Annotated in this window: 14 protein-coding genes; 5 read left to right on the forward strand and 9 right to left on the reverse strand. The window is 35.3% G+C overall.

Annotated features, from left to right (window positions below; all coding sequences use genetic code 11):
- Nucleotides 1-8 precede the first annotated feature (8 nt).
- From NYE67_RS14195 to NYE67_RS14205, 3 genes are all read left to right on the forward strand, one after another.
- Entirely contained in the window at nt 9-461 is a 453-nt protein-coding gene (locus tag NYE67_RS14195; RefSeq protein ID WP_340728643.1) for a CoxG family protein, read from the forward strand.
- 779 nt (nt 462-1,240) lie between these two features.
- Nucleotides 1,241-4,207, forward strand: a complete 2,967-nt coding sequence (locus tag NYE67_RS14200) for a bifunctional diguanylate cyclase/phosphodiesterase (RefSeq protein WP_340730304.1) — start codon at nt 1,241-1,243, stop codon at nt 4,205-4,207.
- Between the two features lie 38 nt (nt 4,208-4,245).
- On the forward strand, nt 4,246-5,913 hold the full coding sequence (locus NYE67_RS14205) for a sensor domain-containing protein (protein ID WP_340730305.1): 1,668 nt from the start codon (nt 4,246-4,248) through the stop codon (nt 5,911-5,913).
- 52 nt (nt 5,914-5,965) lie between these two features.
- On the opposite strand, the gene NYE67_RS14210 is transcribed toward NYE67_RS14205, so the two are convergent.
- Both NYE67_RS14210 and NYE67_RS14215 read right to left on the reverse strand, forming a co-directional pair.
- Nucleotides 5,966-7,054 carry a M42 family metallopeptidase gene (locus NYE67_RS14210; RefSeq protein ID WP_340730306.1) on the reverse strand — a complete coding sequence of 363 codons (1,089 nt, stop codon included), beginning with the start codon at nt 7,052-7,054 and terminating at the stop codon, nt 5,966-5,968.
- A gap of 90 nt (nt 7,055-7,144) precedes the next feature.
- Nucleotides 7,145-7,627, reverse strand: coding sequence for a dUTP diphosphatase (locus NYE67_RS14215; RefSeq protein WP_191700540.1), 483 nt, complete (start codon nt 7,625-7,627; stop codon nt 7,145-7,147).
- Nucleotides 7,628-7,717: 90 nt separating this feature from the next.
- Between NYE67_RS14215 and NYE67_RS14220 the strand changes: the two genes are divergently transcribed.
- Entirely contained in the window at nt 7,718-8,098 is a 381-nt protein-coding gene (locus NYE67_RS14220) for a sigma-w pathway protein ysdB (RefSeq protein WP_340728647.1), read from the forward strand.
- A 48-nt stretch (nt 8,099-8,146) separates the two neighbouring features.
- Here the strand turns inward: NYE67_RS14220 and NYE67_RS14225 are convergent, their stop codons facing one another.
- The 5 genes from NYE67_RS14225 to infC all read right to left on the reverse strand — a co-directional run bounded on the left by NYE67_RS14225 (nt 8,147) and on the right by infC (nt 10,538).
- The gene (locus NYE67_RS14225; RefSeq protein WP_340730307.1) at nt 8,147-8,737 is read right to left on the reverse strand and encodes a peroxidase-related enzyme; all 591 of its coding nucleotides are present in this window, start codon (nt 8,735-8,737) and stop codon (nt 8,147-8,149) included.
- Between the two features lie 213 nt (nt 8,738-8,950).
- Nucleotides 8,951-9,220, reverse strand: a complete 270-nt coding sequence (locus NYE67_RS14230; RefSeq protein WP_340728649.1) for a DUF1294 domain-containing protein — start codon at nt 9,218-9,220, stop codon at nt 8,951-8,953.
- Nucleotides 9,221-9,358: 138 nt separating this feature from the next.
- The gene (rplT, locus tag NYE67_RS14235) at nt 9,359-9,718 is read right to left on the reverse strand and encodes a 50S ribosomal protein L20 (RefSeq protein WP_191700544.1); all 360 of its coding nucleotides are present in this window, start codon (nt 9,716-9,718) and stop codon (nt 9,359-9,361) included.
- Between the two features lie 76 nt (nt 9,719-9,794).
- Entirely contained in the window at nt 9,795-9,995 is a 201-nt protein-coding gene (gene rpmI / locus NYE67_RS14240) for a 50S ribosomal protein L35 (protein WP_036156293.1), read from the reverse strand.
- A gap of 39 nt (nt 9,996-10,034) precedes the next feature.
- Nucleotides 10,035-10,538 carry a translation initiation factor IF-3 gene (gene infC / locus NYE67_RS14245; protein WP_191700545.1) on the reverse strand — a complete coding sequence of 168 codons (504 nt, stop codon included), beginning with the start codon at nt 10,536-10,538 and terminating at the stop codon, nt 10,035-10,037.
- Nucleotides 10,539-10,983: 445 nt separating this feature from the next.
- Here infC and NYE67_RS14250 point away from each other — a divergent pair, with 445 nt between their 5' ends.
- A complete protein-coding gene (locus NYE67_RS14250; RefSeq protein WP_340728650.1) occupies nt 10,984-11,820 on the forward strand; it encodes a manganese catalase family protein in 837 nt (278 codons plus the stop codon).
- A gap of 134 nt (nt 11,821-11,954) precedes the next feature.
- Here NYE67_RS14250 and thrS read toward each other — a convergent pair whose 3' ends face one another.
- The gene (gene thrS, locus NYE67_RS14255; RefSeq protein WP_340730308.1) at nt 11,955-13,886 is read right to left on the reverse strand and encodes a threonine--tRNA ligase; all 1,932 of its coding nucleotides are present in this window, start codon (nt 13,884-13,886) and stop codon (nt 11,955-11,957) included.
- 559 nt (nt 13,887-14,445) lie between these two features.
- The gene (gene dnaI / locus NYE67_RS14260; RefSeq protein WP_340728792.1) at nt 14,446-15,387 is read right to left on the reverse strand and encodes a primosomal protein DnaI; all 942 of its coding nucleotides are present in this window, start codon (nt 15,385-15,387) and stop codon (nt 14,446-14,448) included.
- Between the last annotated feature and the right edge of the window lie 2 nt (nt 15,388-15,389).

Consider the following 15,389-nt stretch of genomic DNA (forward strand, 5'->3'; position numbering starts at 1 on the left):
GAATCATTATGCCAAATGCTACACATACAGTTGATTTACCAATATCTAATCAAGTTACATGGGACTTTTTAAAGGATTATAATAATTGGGCACCATTAATGCCCGGTTATATAGCCCATGAAGTACAAAATGAATCACAGTTTACGTGGATTTATTTAGCGGATTTAGGCTTTACGAAAAAGACGATTAAGTTACAGGTTGATATGAAAGAATTTACTGAGCTGTCTGAAGTAAACTTCGACTTAAAAGGGCTTTCTGATAACTTTGAAGGCAGTGGCTACTTTAAGATTTCTGAAAACAGTAATGATTCTGTGCAAGTGACTGGCAGTTTAGATTTATCTGCAGGTGGATTTATGGGCATAATGATTAATTCTGTATTAGAAACCTTCGTACCCCAAGCAACTAAAGATTTAATCAATTCCATTGAAACAAAACTCACGGAGTTGCATAGTGTAAAGTAACTGTAAAGTGAGTTCAAAAGAAAAACATTAATTTTTCCTTTCGGAGAAATTAATGTTTTTTTACTTTTGCTTCAATTACTACGTGTTAGGGTAATACATTAAAAATTTAATTTCCTCATCAAATTCACTGTATATAATAACACATAGATTATTTATAAATACTGTCTTTACAGTGAGTTTCATCTTCTGGTAACTACTGCAATCACTCATGTTTTCATAAATTCCTTCTCCTGCACATTTTGAGTGACCTCTTTCCTCGTCCAAATCTCAGAAAATGCTGTTCCTTCTTTTACTTTTTGTTTTCATCTTTATGCAAAATCCAGCCATGCACCTTTCTCGCGAATTATATAGATTAACGTATCATCTTTATGTGACCAATCTATTAGAGATATATAAGGTTACCTATTTAAATCTTTTAGAACGGCAACATTAGATAACCGCCCTTTAATTAATTCAATTGCCCAAATTTCTTTCGGCTAAAAAATGTTATTTCTATATCATTTAAATTACCACCTCACGAGTAAACATAGTCTATTTTTAATGTTTTTATTTTTAAGAATATCCAATAAATAATACAAAATACCTAATAAATTTTTATTTTATTACTATATTTATATAAAAACTAAAAAAATGATTCAATATAAATGGTTATTTTATAATGTCTACGGGTAAATATAACATAGAAATTTATTAGGTAAAGTAACCTTTGATTTTTATATCAAATTATTAATAGTTATGATATTCTGATGATTCTAAAAATTAAGAACTAAGGAGATTTTATGAGGAATAATAAAAAAGTTAATAAACTGAAGAAAATATTCACTAAAAAGGATAGCATACCTAACACTAGTTTTAACCAGAACCATAGTATAAATGATCTCCTAAATTATTATTCGTCTCTTGCCATTTATCATCCCGACTTAATTGTTATATTTTCAAGAGATGCCGATATTGTTACTTTAGATAGTAAAAAAGCTTCTTCTTTATTTGGAATAACGATCAATCATAAAAATAAGCTTAAAGATTTTTTATCTGAACAAAACTACGATCTTTTATCCTCTATTTTCCTCAAAACTCTGAATGGAAAATCGGAAAAGTGCAGTATTGAGGTGAAAAATAAAAAAGATAAGAGCATGTTTCTTGCTCTTACCTTTATACCCATTATTAATAAAGAAGAAGTTGAAGGTGTTTATTTAATTGTTACTAACATTACCGATAAAGTCCGATTAAAGCAGCAATTAACATTAAATGAAAAACATTTGAATTATGCACAGCAAATTGCAACAGTCGGTAGTTGGGAATATCAAATTAATGAGGACAAACTATTTTGCTCAGAAAATTTTTACAACATTTTCGGACTAGAGCCTGACAATTATATAAGTATGGAAAATCCATTTAAATTAGTTCATCCACACGATAAAGAAGATGCATATGAAAAAGTTAGAGATGCTATGATTTATGGCAAAAACTATACAAATCAGTTCCGTATTGTACATGGCAAAACATTAGAGTTAATGTATATAAAAGTTCAAGCAGAAGTTTTTTATGAAGATCGTAAACCTTCTAAAATCATCGGTGTAATTAAAGATGTAACCTATGAAACACAACTCGAAAATCAATTAGTTGACCAAAATGAAAATTATAGAAATATTTATAACAATTTATCCTCCGGGATATGGATGCGTGAAACAATAGGTGGGAAATTTTTGTTTGTTTCGAAAGGATTGGAGAAAATTTTGGATATTCCAGTTTCAGAATTGTATATCAATCCAAAATCTTGGTATGACATGATTCATCCAAATTCCATACCTAAAATAGAAAGGTGTATGAAGAAGCTAGAAGTAGGAGAAGGCTTTAAAACTATTTATCAATTTCAAAGTAATAACGGGAAAATAAAATGGTTGCTAGAAGAAGTTGTTCCTAAGATAGATGAACACGGACAAGTCACTAATATATTTGGCTTAGTTACTGATGTTACAAATGAAATGGAAATTAAAGAAAAGTTAATTTATTTAGCAAATTTTGATGATCTCACTGGTCTCCCCTATCAAAAAAGTCTTTTCCAACAAATGGATCTCATTTGTAAAGATGATACACCGTTCGCTATTTTCTCATTAGACCTAGACCGGTTTAATATCATTAATGACTCACTAGGCTATTCGATTGGCGATGAAGCATTAAAATTTATTGCTAACCGGTTTGTAGAATTGACTCCAAAAGATGGTTATTTAGCTCGTTTAAGTAGTAACGATTTTATTATGATTTATAAAAATTTCCATGATAAAGAAGACGTATATAACCTTGCAAGAACAATTATAAAAAGAATTAGCGAGCCATTTATAATTCAAGACTACGAATTATACGTCTCTACTAGTATCGGCATCACCTTTTTTCCTGAGGAAGGACGAGAAAAGCATATTTTATTGGAAAATGCCCATACAGCTCTCTATCAGGCAAAACGGGAAGGAAAGAATAAATATCAACTCTCTTCCCACCTAGCTGATATTTCATCATATAAAAAATATGTTTTAGACCGAGATATGCGAAAAGCGATTTCAAATCAGGAATTTGAATTATACTTCCAACCTCAAGTTGATTCAAAGCAAGAGTTTATTTGTGGTGCTGAAGCATTGATTCGCTGGAATCATAAAGAGTGGGGAATGATTTCTCCAGGTGAGTTTATCCCGCTTGCAGAAGAAAATCATATGATTAATCCCATCACAGATTGGGTTATTCAAAAAGTGTGTTCTCATCTTTATGAATGGAAAGCAAAAGGTTTACCGATAAAACCTATTGCAATTAATATACCACCAGCACGGTTTCTGAAAACGGACTTATTGCAATTTGTTAAAGAACAAATCGAACAATATCAAATAGATCCTTCTTTTCTTGAGTTTGAAATAACCGAAAGTACGATATTAAATAATGAAATAGGAATCTATTCTATAATTCAAAGTTTAAAAGAACTGGGTATACGTTTTGCAGTAGATGATTATGGTACAGGTTATGCTTCATTAGCATCTATACGTCAATTTAAACCTGACACATTAAAAATCGATAAATTATTTATTCAAAATATTACACATGAAAATGGTGTTGATAGGGGGATTATCTCTGCTACTTTACATTTGAGTAAACTGTTAGATATGAAGGTAGTCGCAGAAGGTGTCGAAGAATTTGATCAACTTAGTTTTCTCAAACAATTAGAATGTGACGTTATACAAGGATACCTTTTTTCTAAACCTGTTCAAATTAATGAATTCGAAAAACTTTTAACAATTGGTTATTTAAAGCCTAAAAAAACTAATCGAAAGCCACTTATTAATGAACGAAGACGTTTTTTCCGATTCGAATTTTCAGTTCCGCTACTGGGGCAAATGACTATCGGTGAAGTGAACGGAAATAAAGTTCAATTAGGTAATACTCCTATTATTATTGATAATATCAGCTTGGGTGGCCTAAAAATACACTCTAATTTAAAATTGCCAATCAACACTAATATGAAATTTCATATCAGATTTACTCTTTTATATGAAGAATTTGAATTAAGCGGAGATTTGAAGTGGGTGAATGAAGAGGATAACGGTTTGTTTTCTTACGGAGTAGCTACTACCTTAAACCGCTTAGCAGAAGATCGATTAGCATCTGTTATAAACAAGTTAAGTACTTTACGTAGAAACAATGAAAAAATTCCAGGTACAGAATTTGTCTATGAAGATGTCCAGACTTATTTTAGAAAAGAATAATATTAAATTGGTGCTAATAAGTTAGGAGATGTTATATTTTGAATAATTTCTTTAAGGAAGTTCTAATGGACGGTATCACTGATATGATTTTTGTTCTTGAAGTCGTTAATAATGATGATTTTCAGTTTCAGTTTATTAATAAAGCCGCGAAGGAACGTGTTGGTCTAACAAAAGATATTATTGGTTTAAGTCTTAAGGAAGTTGAGAAGCGATTAGATAAAGCAGATTTTTTATGTAAACAACTTAGAAAAGTTGTTATAAGTCGGACAAGTTTTACGTATGAAGATACTTATGAAATTATCGAAGAACGACAAAAAAAGCACTATTTTGAAACGGTTTTAACACCGCTATTAAACAAACAAGGTTTAGTCGATCGAATTGTTGCAGTTGTACGAGATATTACAAAAGAAAAAGAAACTCTTTCTTCTGTGAAGGAAATGGCAAGTAATGCTATAGAAAACAATGAACGTTTCCATTCATTATTTTTTCATAATACAGATGGCATTTTTATTCTAAATAATATGGGTTATATTACAGATGGAAATGAGGCAAGCGAGAAAATTACTGGCTATAAAATTGAAGAAGTAGTCGGGAAATCCTTTAATATGCTAGTACAATTACAAGACATAGAATTAAACAGAATTATTGATGATGCAATTAAAGGAACAACTAAAAGCTACAACATAATTATTAAAAATAAAAGTGGTGACTATGTAAATATCCTTTATAAAATTGTACCGCTTATCGTGGAAGGTGTCGTCATTGGACTTTACGGAATCTTAAAAGATGTAACAGACTTGATGAAAAATATTGAAAAGTTAGAGGAAAGTGAAAATCGATTTCGAATTATTGCAGAAAACGCCAATGATTTAATAACACTCGTTAATAAGGATGGTGAAATTATTTATGTCTCCCCTTCCTATCAAAATGTATTAGGCTATCAAAGTAACGAATTTCTCGGGAAAGATTTTGTACATAATATTCATCCTACTGATCAGGAACGCATAAAAGATGTAGCTAAGAAATCAATACAATCAGGGGAAGCCTTCACTATTGAATTCAAACAGAAAAATGCGAATGAAGAAATGCTCTGGTGCGAATCCATTGGGAAACCAGTTTTTAATCATAAAAATGAGTTGCAGCATTTAGTCATACTTACAAGAGATATTACTTTAAGGAAAGAGTACGAATCTAAACTTAAACATTTTGCTTATCACGATGCTTTAACGGAACTTCCGAATCGTCTTCTATTCAATAAACGATTTGCATCAGCTAAAAAACAGTTTTTAAACAAAAACAATGGTTTAGCAATAGTTATTTTAGACATAGATCATTTTAAAGTAATTAATGATACTTACGGCCATGATATAGGCGATGCAGTTATTAAGGAGTTTGGAGCTCGAATCCAACAATCTATTAGAAGTCATGATACTGTGGCAAGAATGGGTGGTGATGAATTTGTTATTCTTTTACCCAACATACAGAATATCGAAAATGCCGTTGAAATTGCGAAAAGAATTAAACATAAAATGCAGCAACCATGGAAAATCAAAGGACAAAAATTAACGGTTACTACAAGTATGGGGATTGCAATGGCGACTTTTTCTCAAAAAATCACTAAATCCGATTTAATTAAAAACGCAGATATTGCATTATACGAAGCTAAAAATAGTGGTAGGGATAATTATAAGTTATATATAAAATAAAAAAATTGGTGTATTCAGGAAAGGTTGAACCCTTCCTGAATACACCCTTTTACTACTCAAACGTAATTTTATTTACTGTCTCACGATCTAATCGCTTGATTACTTCTACGATTAGTTTTACGGCATTATCATAGTCATCACGATGTAAAATACCTGCATGCGAGTGAATATAGCGTGTAGCAACACCGATTGCTAATGATGGAACACCGTTTGCTGTAATATGAATACTGCCCGCATCCGTGCCTCCGCCTGCCATTGCCTCGAATTGATATGGAATGCCCGTTTCTTCTGCCACATCAAGTACAAATCCGCGTAATCCTGTATGAGAAACCATCGATGCATCAAATACAACAATTTGTGGACCTTCACCCATTTTTGAAGTAGATTCTTTTGACGTCACACCTGGCGTATCTCCAGCAACACCTACATCTACTGAAAAACCGATATCTGGCTGTACTTTAAATGTTGATGTTTTTGCACCGCGCAAGCCGATTTCTTCTTGTACATTCCCTACACCGTATACGATGTTTGGATGATTTTCGTCTTTTAATGCTTTTAAAACATCGATTGCAATGGCACAGCCAATACGGTTGTCCCATGCTTTAGCCAAAAGATGCTTTTCATTTTTCATGACATGGAATTCAAAGTACGGCGTAATCATATCCCCTGGACGTACTCCCCACTCCATCGCTTCTTCTTTGGAAGTAGCACCGATATCTACGAACATCGATTTAATATCCACTACTTTGTTGCGGACATCTGCCGGTAAAATATGTGGTGGTTTTGAACCGATAACCCCAATAATTTCTTCCCCTTTACGTGTTGTAATTGTAACACGTTGAGCAAGCATAACTTGACTCCACCAGCCGCCCACTGTTTGGAAAAATACAAAACCTTTGTCATCAATGCGAGTTACCATAAAGCCAACTTCATCTAAGTGGCCAGCAACCATAATTTTTGGACCATTTTCATCGCCCACTTTTTTTGCAATTAAGCTACCTAAGTTATCAGTTTCTATCTCATCTGCAAATGGCTCAATATACTTTTTCATTACTTCACGTGGAGCGCGTTCGTTTCCTGGAATTCCGTTTGCATCTGTTAAATCTTTAAACATTTGTAATGTAGCATCTAGCTTTGTCATGTGGATATCCCCCTAATAGTTACTCTTACCTATTATAGCGCCAATATTTCGAAATGTGAAATAGTTTATTGCTGACTAATTAAAACTGTTTTAATAGCCATTACGTTGACGTTCATAGTTTTTTTCATTTTTTAGTTTATATGCCTCTATAATATCCTCTACCGTGAAACCTAAATTGTAGGCAATTAAGCTATACTGCGTCCAAATGTCTTTATAGTTTTCCTCTGTTTGGTGCTGCAGGAAGGTAAGAACCGTTTGTGTTGCGGTAATAAAGCACTTTGTTAAATCCGCTTTCTCCATTACAACGGGCCATTCATCCAGTTTAAAATCACGCATATACCCAAGTGATAGCATGAAATGAATTGAATCTACAAACTCCTCCAAAATAACATTTCGCTCCGACGGACCTTTTGTAGACCAAAATTTAAAACAGCGCGTCTCATTTGCCAACTCTCCAAGCTCAACCAATAGCGCGAGTCCTTTTTCATCAAAAACGTCATGTTGTATATTTTGTGTTTCTTCAATATACCGGTCAAGTTGCTTCTGCATTTCAAATAATTGACTAAATTCCATAATAAAATCCCTCTTTTGCTAAAAATATTGAAACTTTTTCTACTACTTAATCGTATAGCAGAGAAACACCGCTAGCAAGGAGGAAGTTTTATGGCTATATTAATACGGTTTGCCATTATCCTTCTCATCATTTACATATTTTACAAAGGGGTACGCTATTTAACTGACCCGAAGCGTAAATTAGATGAGGCCTATGAAAATGGACACTATTATTTTTATGATGATGTAAAGAACATTCGGAAAAACTTTTTCATTACGTATAAAGGAGCATTATTTGAAGGTGAAAAATATTTAGGTACGACTGAAAATGCATTTGATGTCGTCAGCATTTTCGTCTTCGTCCATGATTCGATGAAACTTCAAGGCTTCACGAAAGAGGATTTTTTATATTTAGAAAAAGAAATTTTAATGAATTATCCTAACGCGAAAATTAACTGGAAAAACCCAATTGAACAATTAATGCAAGATTGAATACTTTGAACGAATCAGGGTGCTACATTAAACTGTAGCACCCATTTTTTATCGATTATGTCCGTAATGACCTTCATTTGCAATTGCACCTATTGTACTTACCCAGCGGTTTGTATAATTGAAGAAGCCTACTGTAAATGCCGCTTCTAAAACTTCATGATCATTAAATCCAGCTTCACGCAATAAATCTACTTCTTTTGTAGTAATTTCATTCGGATAACGTGTAGTACGGTATGCATAATCACATAAAGCTCGCTGTTTATCCGTCAGCTTTGTAGAACGATAATTATATGTAAGCTGGTCTACCCAACCTGGATTTTTAGTCAGCCCACGCAATATATCGCTATGCGTTGTTAAGCAGTAGCTACAATTGTTTGTTGAAGACACAACAAGTCCAATCATTTCTTTATCTGCTGTTGATAAATAGCATGTTTCTTCATTAAACAAGGAATATTTAAAATCTAAAAATCCTTTATATTGCGCAGCGTTTAAAGGAAGTACTTTAAATAAGTTATTCACGAAGCCATTTTGCTCTAATTGCTTTTCTACATGACCATCGAAAATTTCCTGTAGCTCCAGTGGAATTTCCTTTTCATTAGGCACTTGTAAATGCGACAGCTGTTCATTGTATTTGCTCATTCATTTATTCCCCATCTACCATAATTACAAATACTGGTGACTGTATGAAATTTGTTGAGACTATCATAAAAAAACCCCCTTAAAATAGTTTTCTGAATATATTATAAATTACAGCTATTTATAATACAAACCAATTATGTAGGAATAATGAGAAACAATAAATGCCCCAAAACAAAAAACACAATAAGGAAAATATTTCCTTATTGTGTTTCATTAAATACTACTATATAGCTGTACTAGTAGAAAAATATGTACTGCAGCCATTAATGGAAAGCCGAATGCGAATGTATTATGCTTTGTTTTGTGCCGGAATAAATACATTCCTAACACACCACCGCATGCTCCACCTAATAATCCAAGTGTCAGCAATGTTTTTTCTGAAATGCGCCATTCCTGTTTCTTTGCACGTTCTTTATCAATATACATATAGATGCACAAAATGAGTGAAACGACTACTATATATGAAAGTGCTGCCAATGCCATAAACATGTTCCTCCTCAATTTGAAAAAAGACTGATAAGGAAAGTTCCCTACCAGTCTAATTATAAAAGTAATTGCTAATTATCTTGCACCTATCGCTTACGCTTTCGGTGCAGAAATAATTTTTGACAAGGTCAAAAATTATTTAGCTACTGCTTTTTTAGCTGCGTCAGCTAATTGAGTGAATGCTGCGCTATCAGTTACAGCTAAGTCAGCTAACATTTTACGGTTAACTTCGATACCTGCTACTTTTAAGCCGTGCATTAAACGAGAGTAAGATAAACCGTTCATGCGAGCAGCTGCATTGATACGAGTGATCCATAATTTACGGAAATTACGTTTCTTTTGACGACGGTCACGGTATGCATATTGACCTGATTTCATTACTGCTTGGTTAGCTACTTTGTATAATGTATGTTTTGAACCGTAGTAACCTTTAGCTAATTTTAAAACTTTTTTGCGACGAGCGCGTGTTACTGTTCCGCCTTTAACGCGTGGCATAGTAATTACCTCCTGCTAATTCTTTCGAATGTAGTTGTTTTTTAGTTTTTTTAATAATCTTTAAAACGGTCAAAGATTACTTCATGTAAGTTAATAATGTACGGATACGTTTGAAATCGCCTGAAGATGCAACTTTCGCTTTACGTAAGTGACGTTTTGCTTTAGTTGATTTGTTAGCGAATAAGTGAGAGCCATAAGCACGGTCAAATTTTAATTTACCAGTACCTGTTTTTTTGAAACGTTTCGCAGCTCCACGGTGAGTTTTCATTTTTGGCATGTCGATTTCCTCCTAAACTTGTTTATACATAAGTAAGTATTATTTCTCATTCTTTGGTTGAAGAACTAAGAACATGCTGCGGCCTTCCATCTTCGGTTTTTGTTCAACCGTAGATACTTCAGCACACGCTTCAGCAAAGCGATCTAACACACGTTGACCGATTTCTTTGTGTGTAATTGCACGACCTTTAAAGCGAATTGATGCTTTAACTTTGTCACCTTTTTCAAGGAACTTAATCGCATTACGTAATTTCGTTTGAAAATCATGTTCATCGATTGTTGGGCTCAAGCGAACCTCTTTCATAACGATTACTTTAGAATTTTTACGAATTTCACGGTCTTTCTTTTGCTGATCAAACTTAAATTTACCATAGTCCATAACACGAGCGACTGGTGGTTTGGCTTGAGGGGCTACAAGGACAAGATCCAAGTTAGCACGAGCAGCAATCTCCATCGCTTCTGTACGCGTTTTTAGACCTAGTTGATCACCGTTGTGGTCGATTAGACGAAGTTCGCGTGCGCGAATGCCTTCGTTTACATACATGTCTTTGCTAATATTAATCCACCTCCAAATGTTTGTCGGAATACATGAGTTGGTGTAAAGTATAACCCGGTCGAACGGTACACCTCTGCGTTATGTCCATATGTACTTTTCGTTTTATTCAAACAAAAAGGACGGACATTTGAGATGTCCGCCCGCTATATGTGCATACGCAGTCCTGCGCAAAACAATTCAACGTGTCCAATACCTGCTCGTAACTTATAAAAGCACTTAATCAGGTGAGAAGCGGGCAGCCTCTACTTGCAAACTTTTGTATTCATAACTTAAACAATCTTAGCATGCTTTAAAAATAACGTCAAGCTTTTTAATACGCTTTATAATATAATCTTTTAAGTTTATAAATTTTTTTAATTTTTAGTGTTTTGTTTTTTTTCTCCGTGGTATCTAGTTAGAGATTCAAAATTTACCGATAGGAGGAATCTATATAATGTTTAGACATCAAAAGGAATTACAATTTGAGGTAAAAGTTGAAAGACCCGATCCTGTACTAGCACGTCAGATTCAGGAAGTGCTCGGTGGTCAGTTTGGGGAAATGAGTGTTATGATGCAGTATTTATTCCAAGGATGGAACTGTCGTGGTGAAGAAAAATATAAAGATTTATTAATGGATATTGGTACAGAGGAAATCGGCCATGTTGAAATGCTTTGTTCTTTGATTAGTCAATTACTGGACGGGGCAACACCCGAGGATCAGCAAAAAGTTGCACAGGACCCGATGATGGATGCAATTATGGGTGGAATTAACCCACAGCACTTAATTGTCAGCGGATTAGGCGCTACACCAAAGGATTCAAACGGCGTACCATGGAATGCTGGATACATCATTGCAAGCGGAAACTTACTTGCTGATTTCCGTGCAAACTTAAATGCTGAATCGCAAGGTCGACTCCAAGTAGCAAGATTGTATCATATGACGAAAGATGAGGGAGTCCGTACTGTATTTAGAAAAATGCTGGCACGTGACCGTTACCATCAATACCAATGGATGGCTGCTATTAAAGAGTTGGAAGAAAAGAATGGCGTGGTCGTACCTGCTTCATTCAGACCCGAAGGCGAATTGGAAGCACAGCCACATGCATATGAGCTATGGAATTTATCTGAAGGCACTGAATCTAAAAACGGTCCTTGGGCTCAAGGTAAATCACCAGATGGGACAGGAGATTTCGTCTATTTAGATAACCCTGCACCAATGGGGAAAATCCCTAACCCGGTTGTTCCACCGACATCATTGCATCATGACATTGATTTTGAGAAAAAATTATAATCCACTTTGAAAAATCGACTGTGTCTAATGATAATCTCTAGGCACAAAAATAAAGCAGTTCAAATTTACTCAGGTAAAATTTGAACTGCTTTTATTATGGAGACAGCCTTTGTTCCAAGCTCCAATTTGCTATCTTATTTTTTTATTTCTTCAGTAATATCTGCAAGGAATTGCTCAAAGCTAATAGTCTCAGAATCCTTCGAACCGTAGCGGCGAATGTTTACTGCACTATCTTCTACTTCCTTATCTCCAAGTACGAGCATATAAGGAATCTTCTTCATTTGAGATTCACGGATTTTGTAGCCTAATTTCTCTTCTCGATCATCCATTTCAACACGTACGCCAGCAGCAGCTAGTTTTTCTTGAACTTCACGGGCGTAGTCATAATGTACACTGTTTGATACAGGAATAATTGTTGCCTGAACTGGTGCTAACCAAGTTGGGAATGCCCCTTTGTACTCTTCAATTAAGAATGCTACAAAACGTTCCATTGTCGATACAACACCACGGTGAATAACTACTGGACGTTGTGGCTGACCGTCTTCACCAATGTAAGAAAGGTCGAAGCGTTGTGGCAATAAGAAGTCAAGTTGTGCAGTTGATAAAGTTTCCTCTTTACCAATTGCTGTTTTTACTTGAACGTCTAATTTCGGACCATAGAAGGCTGCTTCATCTTCTGCGATGAAGTAATCATAACCTAGCTCATCCATTGCCTCTTTTAACATTGCTTGTGCAGTTTCCCACATTTGATCGTCATCAAAATACTTCTCTGTGTTGTTCGGATCCCGGTATGAAAGACGGAATGAGAAATCTTTCAATTCGAAGTCTTTGTATACTTCAAGGATTAATTCAACTACTTTTTTAAATTCAGCTTTAATTTGATCCGGGCGTACGAAAATGTGCGCATCGTTTAAAGTCATTCCGCGTACACGTTGTAAACCAGATACGGCACCTGACATTTCGTAACGGTGCATTGTACCAAGTTCCGCGATACGGATTGGTAAGTGACGGTAAGAGTGCAGACCGTTTTTGAATACCATCATATGGTGAGGACAGTTCATCGGACGTAAAACAAGTGTTTCATTGTCCATCTCCATTGGCGGGAACATGCCGTCTTGATAGTGCTCCCAGTGTCCTGATGTTTCATATAACTTTTTCGAGCCAAGCACTGGTGTATATACGTGCTTGTAGCCTAAAGATAATTCTTTGTCTACGATGTAGCGTTCAATAGTTCTGCGGATTGTCGCACCGTTTGGTAACCAAAGCGGTAAACCTTGACCAACTGTTTGGCTAGTCATGAATAAATCCAATTCTTTACCGATTTTACGGTGATCACGTTCTTTTGCCTCTTCAAGCATTTGAAGGTGATGTTTCAGCTCGTCTTTTGTGAAGAATGCAGTACCGTAAATACGTTGTAACATTTTGTTGTCTGAGTTACCGCGCCAGTAAGCACCAGCTAATGATAATAGTTTGAACTCTTTTAATTTGCCTGTAGATGGTACGTGTACACCACGGCAAAGGTCAAAGAAATCACCTTGGTAGTAGATTGATACTTGATCATCTGCAGGAATTGCTTCAAGTAATTCTAATTTATACTCGTCGCCAACTTCTTCGTAAATTTTTTGTGCTTCATCACGAGAAACATTTTTGCGCTCGATTTCGATGTTTTCAGAAATGATTTTTTTCATTTCTTTTTCGATTGCTGGTAAATCTTCAGCAGTAATCGGAGTTGGTGAATCGATATCATAGTAGAAGCCAGAATCAATTACTGGACCAATACCTAATTTTGCATCTGGGTACAGACGTTTTACTGCTTGCGCTGTTAAGTGAGCAGTTGAGTGACGAAGAATTTCTAACGCTTCATCTGATTTGTTAGTAATGATTTCGATTGCACCATCTTGTTCGATTCCTGTTTTTGCATCGATAAGTGTACCGTTGATTTTACCGGCTAATGTTGATTTTTTTAGACCTGGGCTAATAGAGCCTGCAACGTCTAATGTAGATGTTCCTTTGGCAAATTCCTTTACTGCGCCATCCGGAAAAGTTAATTTGATCACTTCTGACATGTTATTGTCCTCCTTATAAGGTTTTCATTTAATAGAGAGTAGCAAAGTGTCGTCATCCCAATCCGTTGATTTCCGTTTCGGGCGGACGCTTTCCGCGGGCGTGGCCTGAGCCTGTAGTCTCAGGCGTCACGCTTTTCCCGCTGGAGTCGCCGCCCTACACTACAATCAACTAATCTATAGCTATAAATTAATTTGCTCCCAATATTTTTTATCAGTCAAAATATTTGCATATTAAGGCAAAATAAAAAGCACCGTCCCTATAAAAGGGACGATGCTGTATGCTCGTGGTGCCACCCTTCTTCCTTCTTCGTCAATACGAATTAGAAGCTCTCGGTCAGTTAACGTACTGAGAAACGTTGACGGATTGGCCCCGTCACTGCTCAAAGGTAGTAAAGTGAAACGCTTGTGCTAGGAAGCTTGCAGCCGTGGCTCCCCTCTCTAAAAGCAGTTCGTTAAACTTGTTGTCCTTTTCAATGCATTTTTTGTTTAATTACGTACAAAGTATACGCTCGATTTATAACAATTGCAACTGGTAAAAAGTAAATTTTTCTGTTATTTTTTATTCTCGGCGATTGACTCCATCCATCGCAACCGGAATTGTCACAGCTTTAATTCGTTCCATAATACGAGCAGCCTTTACGACTTCGATATCACCACGTTGTGATTGCGCTAAATGATGCTCCAGCCCTTTATAATCAAAGTTCGATGTAATAAATGTTGGTAATTCTTCACTCATTCGATAATGTAAAATCGTCCCAAGTATTTCATCACGTGTCCATGCCGACATCGTCTCTGCACCGATATCATCCAACATTAATACAGGCGCCTTTTTGACATAGTCTATTTTTTCATTCAAAGTATTGTCGCTAATCGCATTTTTCATTTCTCGTAAAAACTCAGGAACAAATACGACAACTGTTCTTACCTTTAGTGTTGCAAGCTCATTTGCAATCGCTCCAAGTACAAAGGATTTTCCTACACCGAATTTACCGTACAAGTAAAATCCTTTTTTCGGTAATTCTCCCGTTCGCTTATAAGTCGCGACAAATTCAGCTGCTTGTTCTGCAATACTAAGTCGGGAATGATTGTCGATTGCCAAATCTTTTAATGTTGCCTTTAATACATCTTTTGGCATATGCATGCTCGAAATCATATTGGCTACATCACGTCGTTCATCTTCACGAAGCTTTTGCTCACAAGGAACATACGTAATATCAATGACATTATGCGTTATAAATAGTTTCGGAAGATAACCTTGCAATAAATTTGTACATTGTCCTGTATGTCCATTTCCGCAACATCCTGTTGACTGTGAAATAAATTCGTATAATTTAGGTAAACTAATTTCAACCATTTCTTTCGTCACTTGCTGTTCATGTTCACGTAAAAACTGCTGAACTTTCGGATGTTCGATCGTCTCTCTGCGCATCGCTTCAAAACGTTCTTTAAAAGAGGGCATTTTTTTCTTGATTTGATTTAATTGATTATTAATCGGTTCTATTG

Origin of the sequence: Solibacillus sp. FSL W8-0474, from assembly GCF_038004065.1 — a bacterium.
Lineage (GTDB): Bacteria > Bacillota > Bacilli > Bacillales_A > Planococcaceae > Solibacillus > Solibacillus faecavium.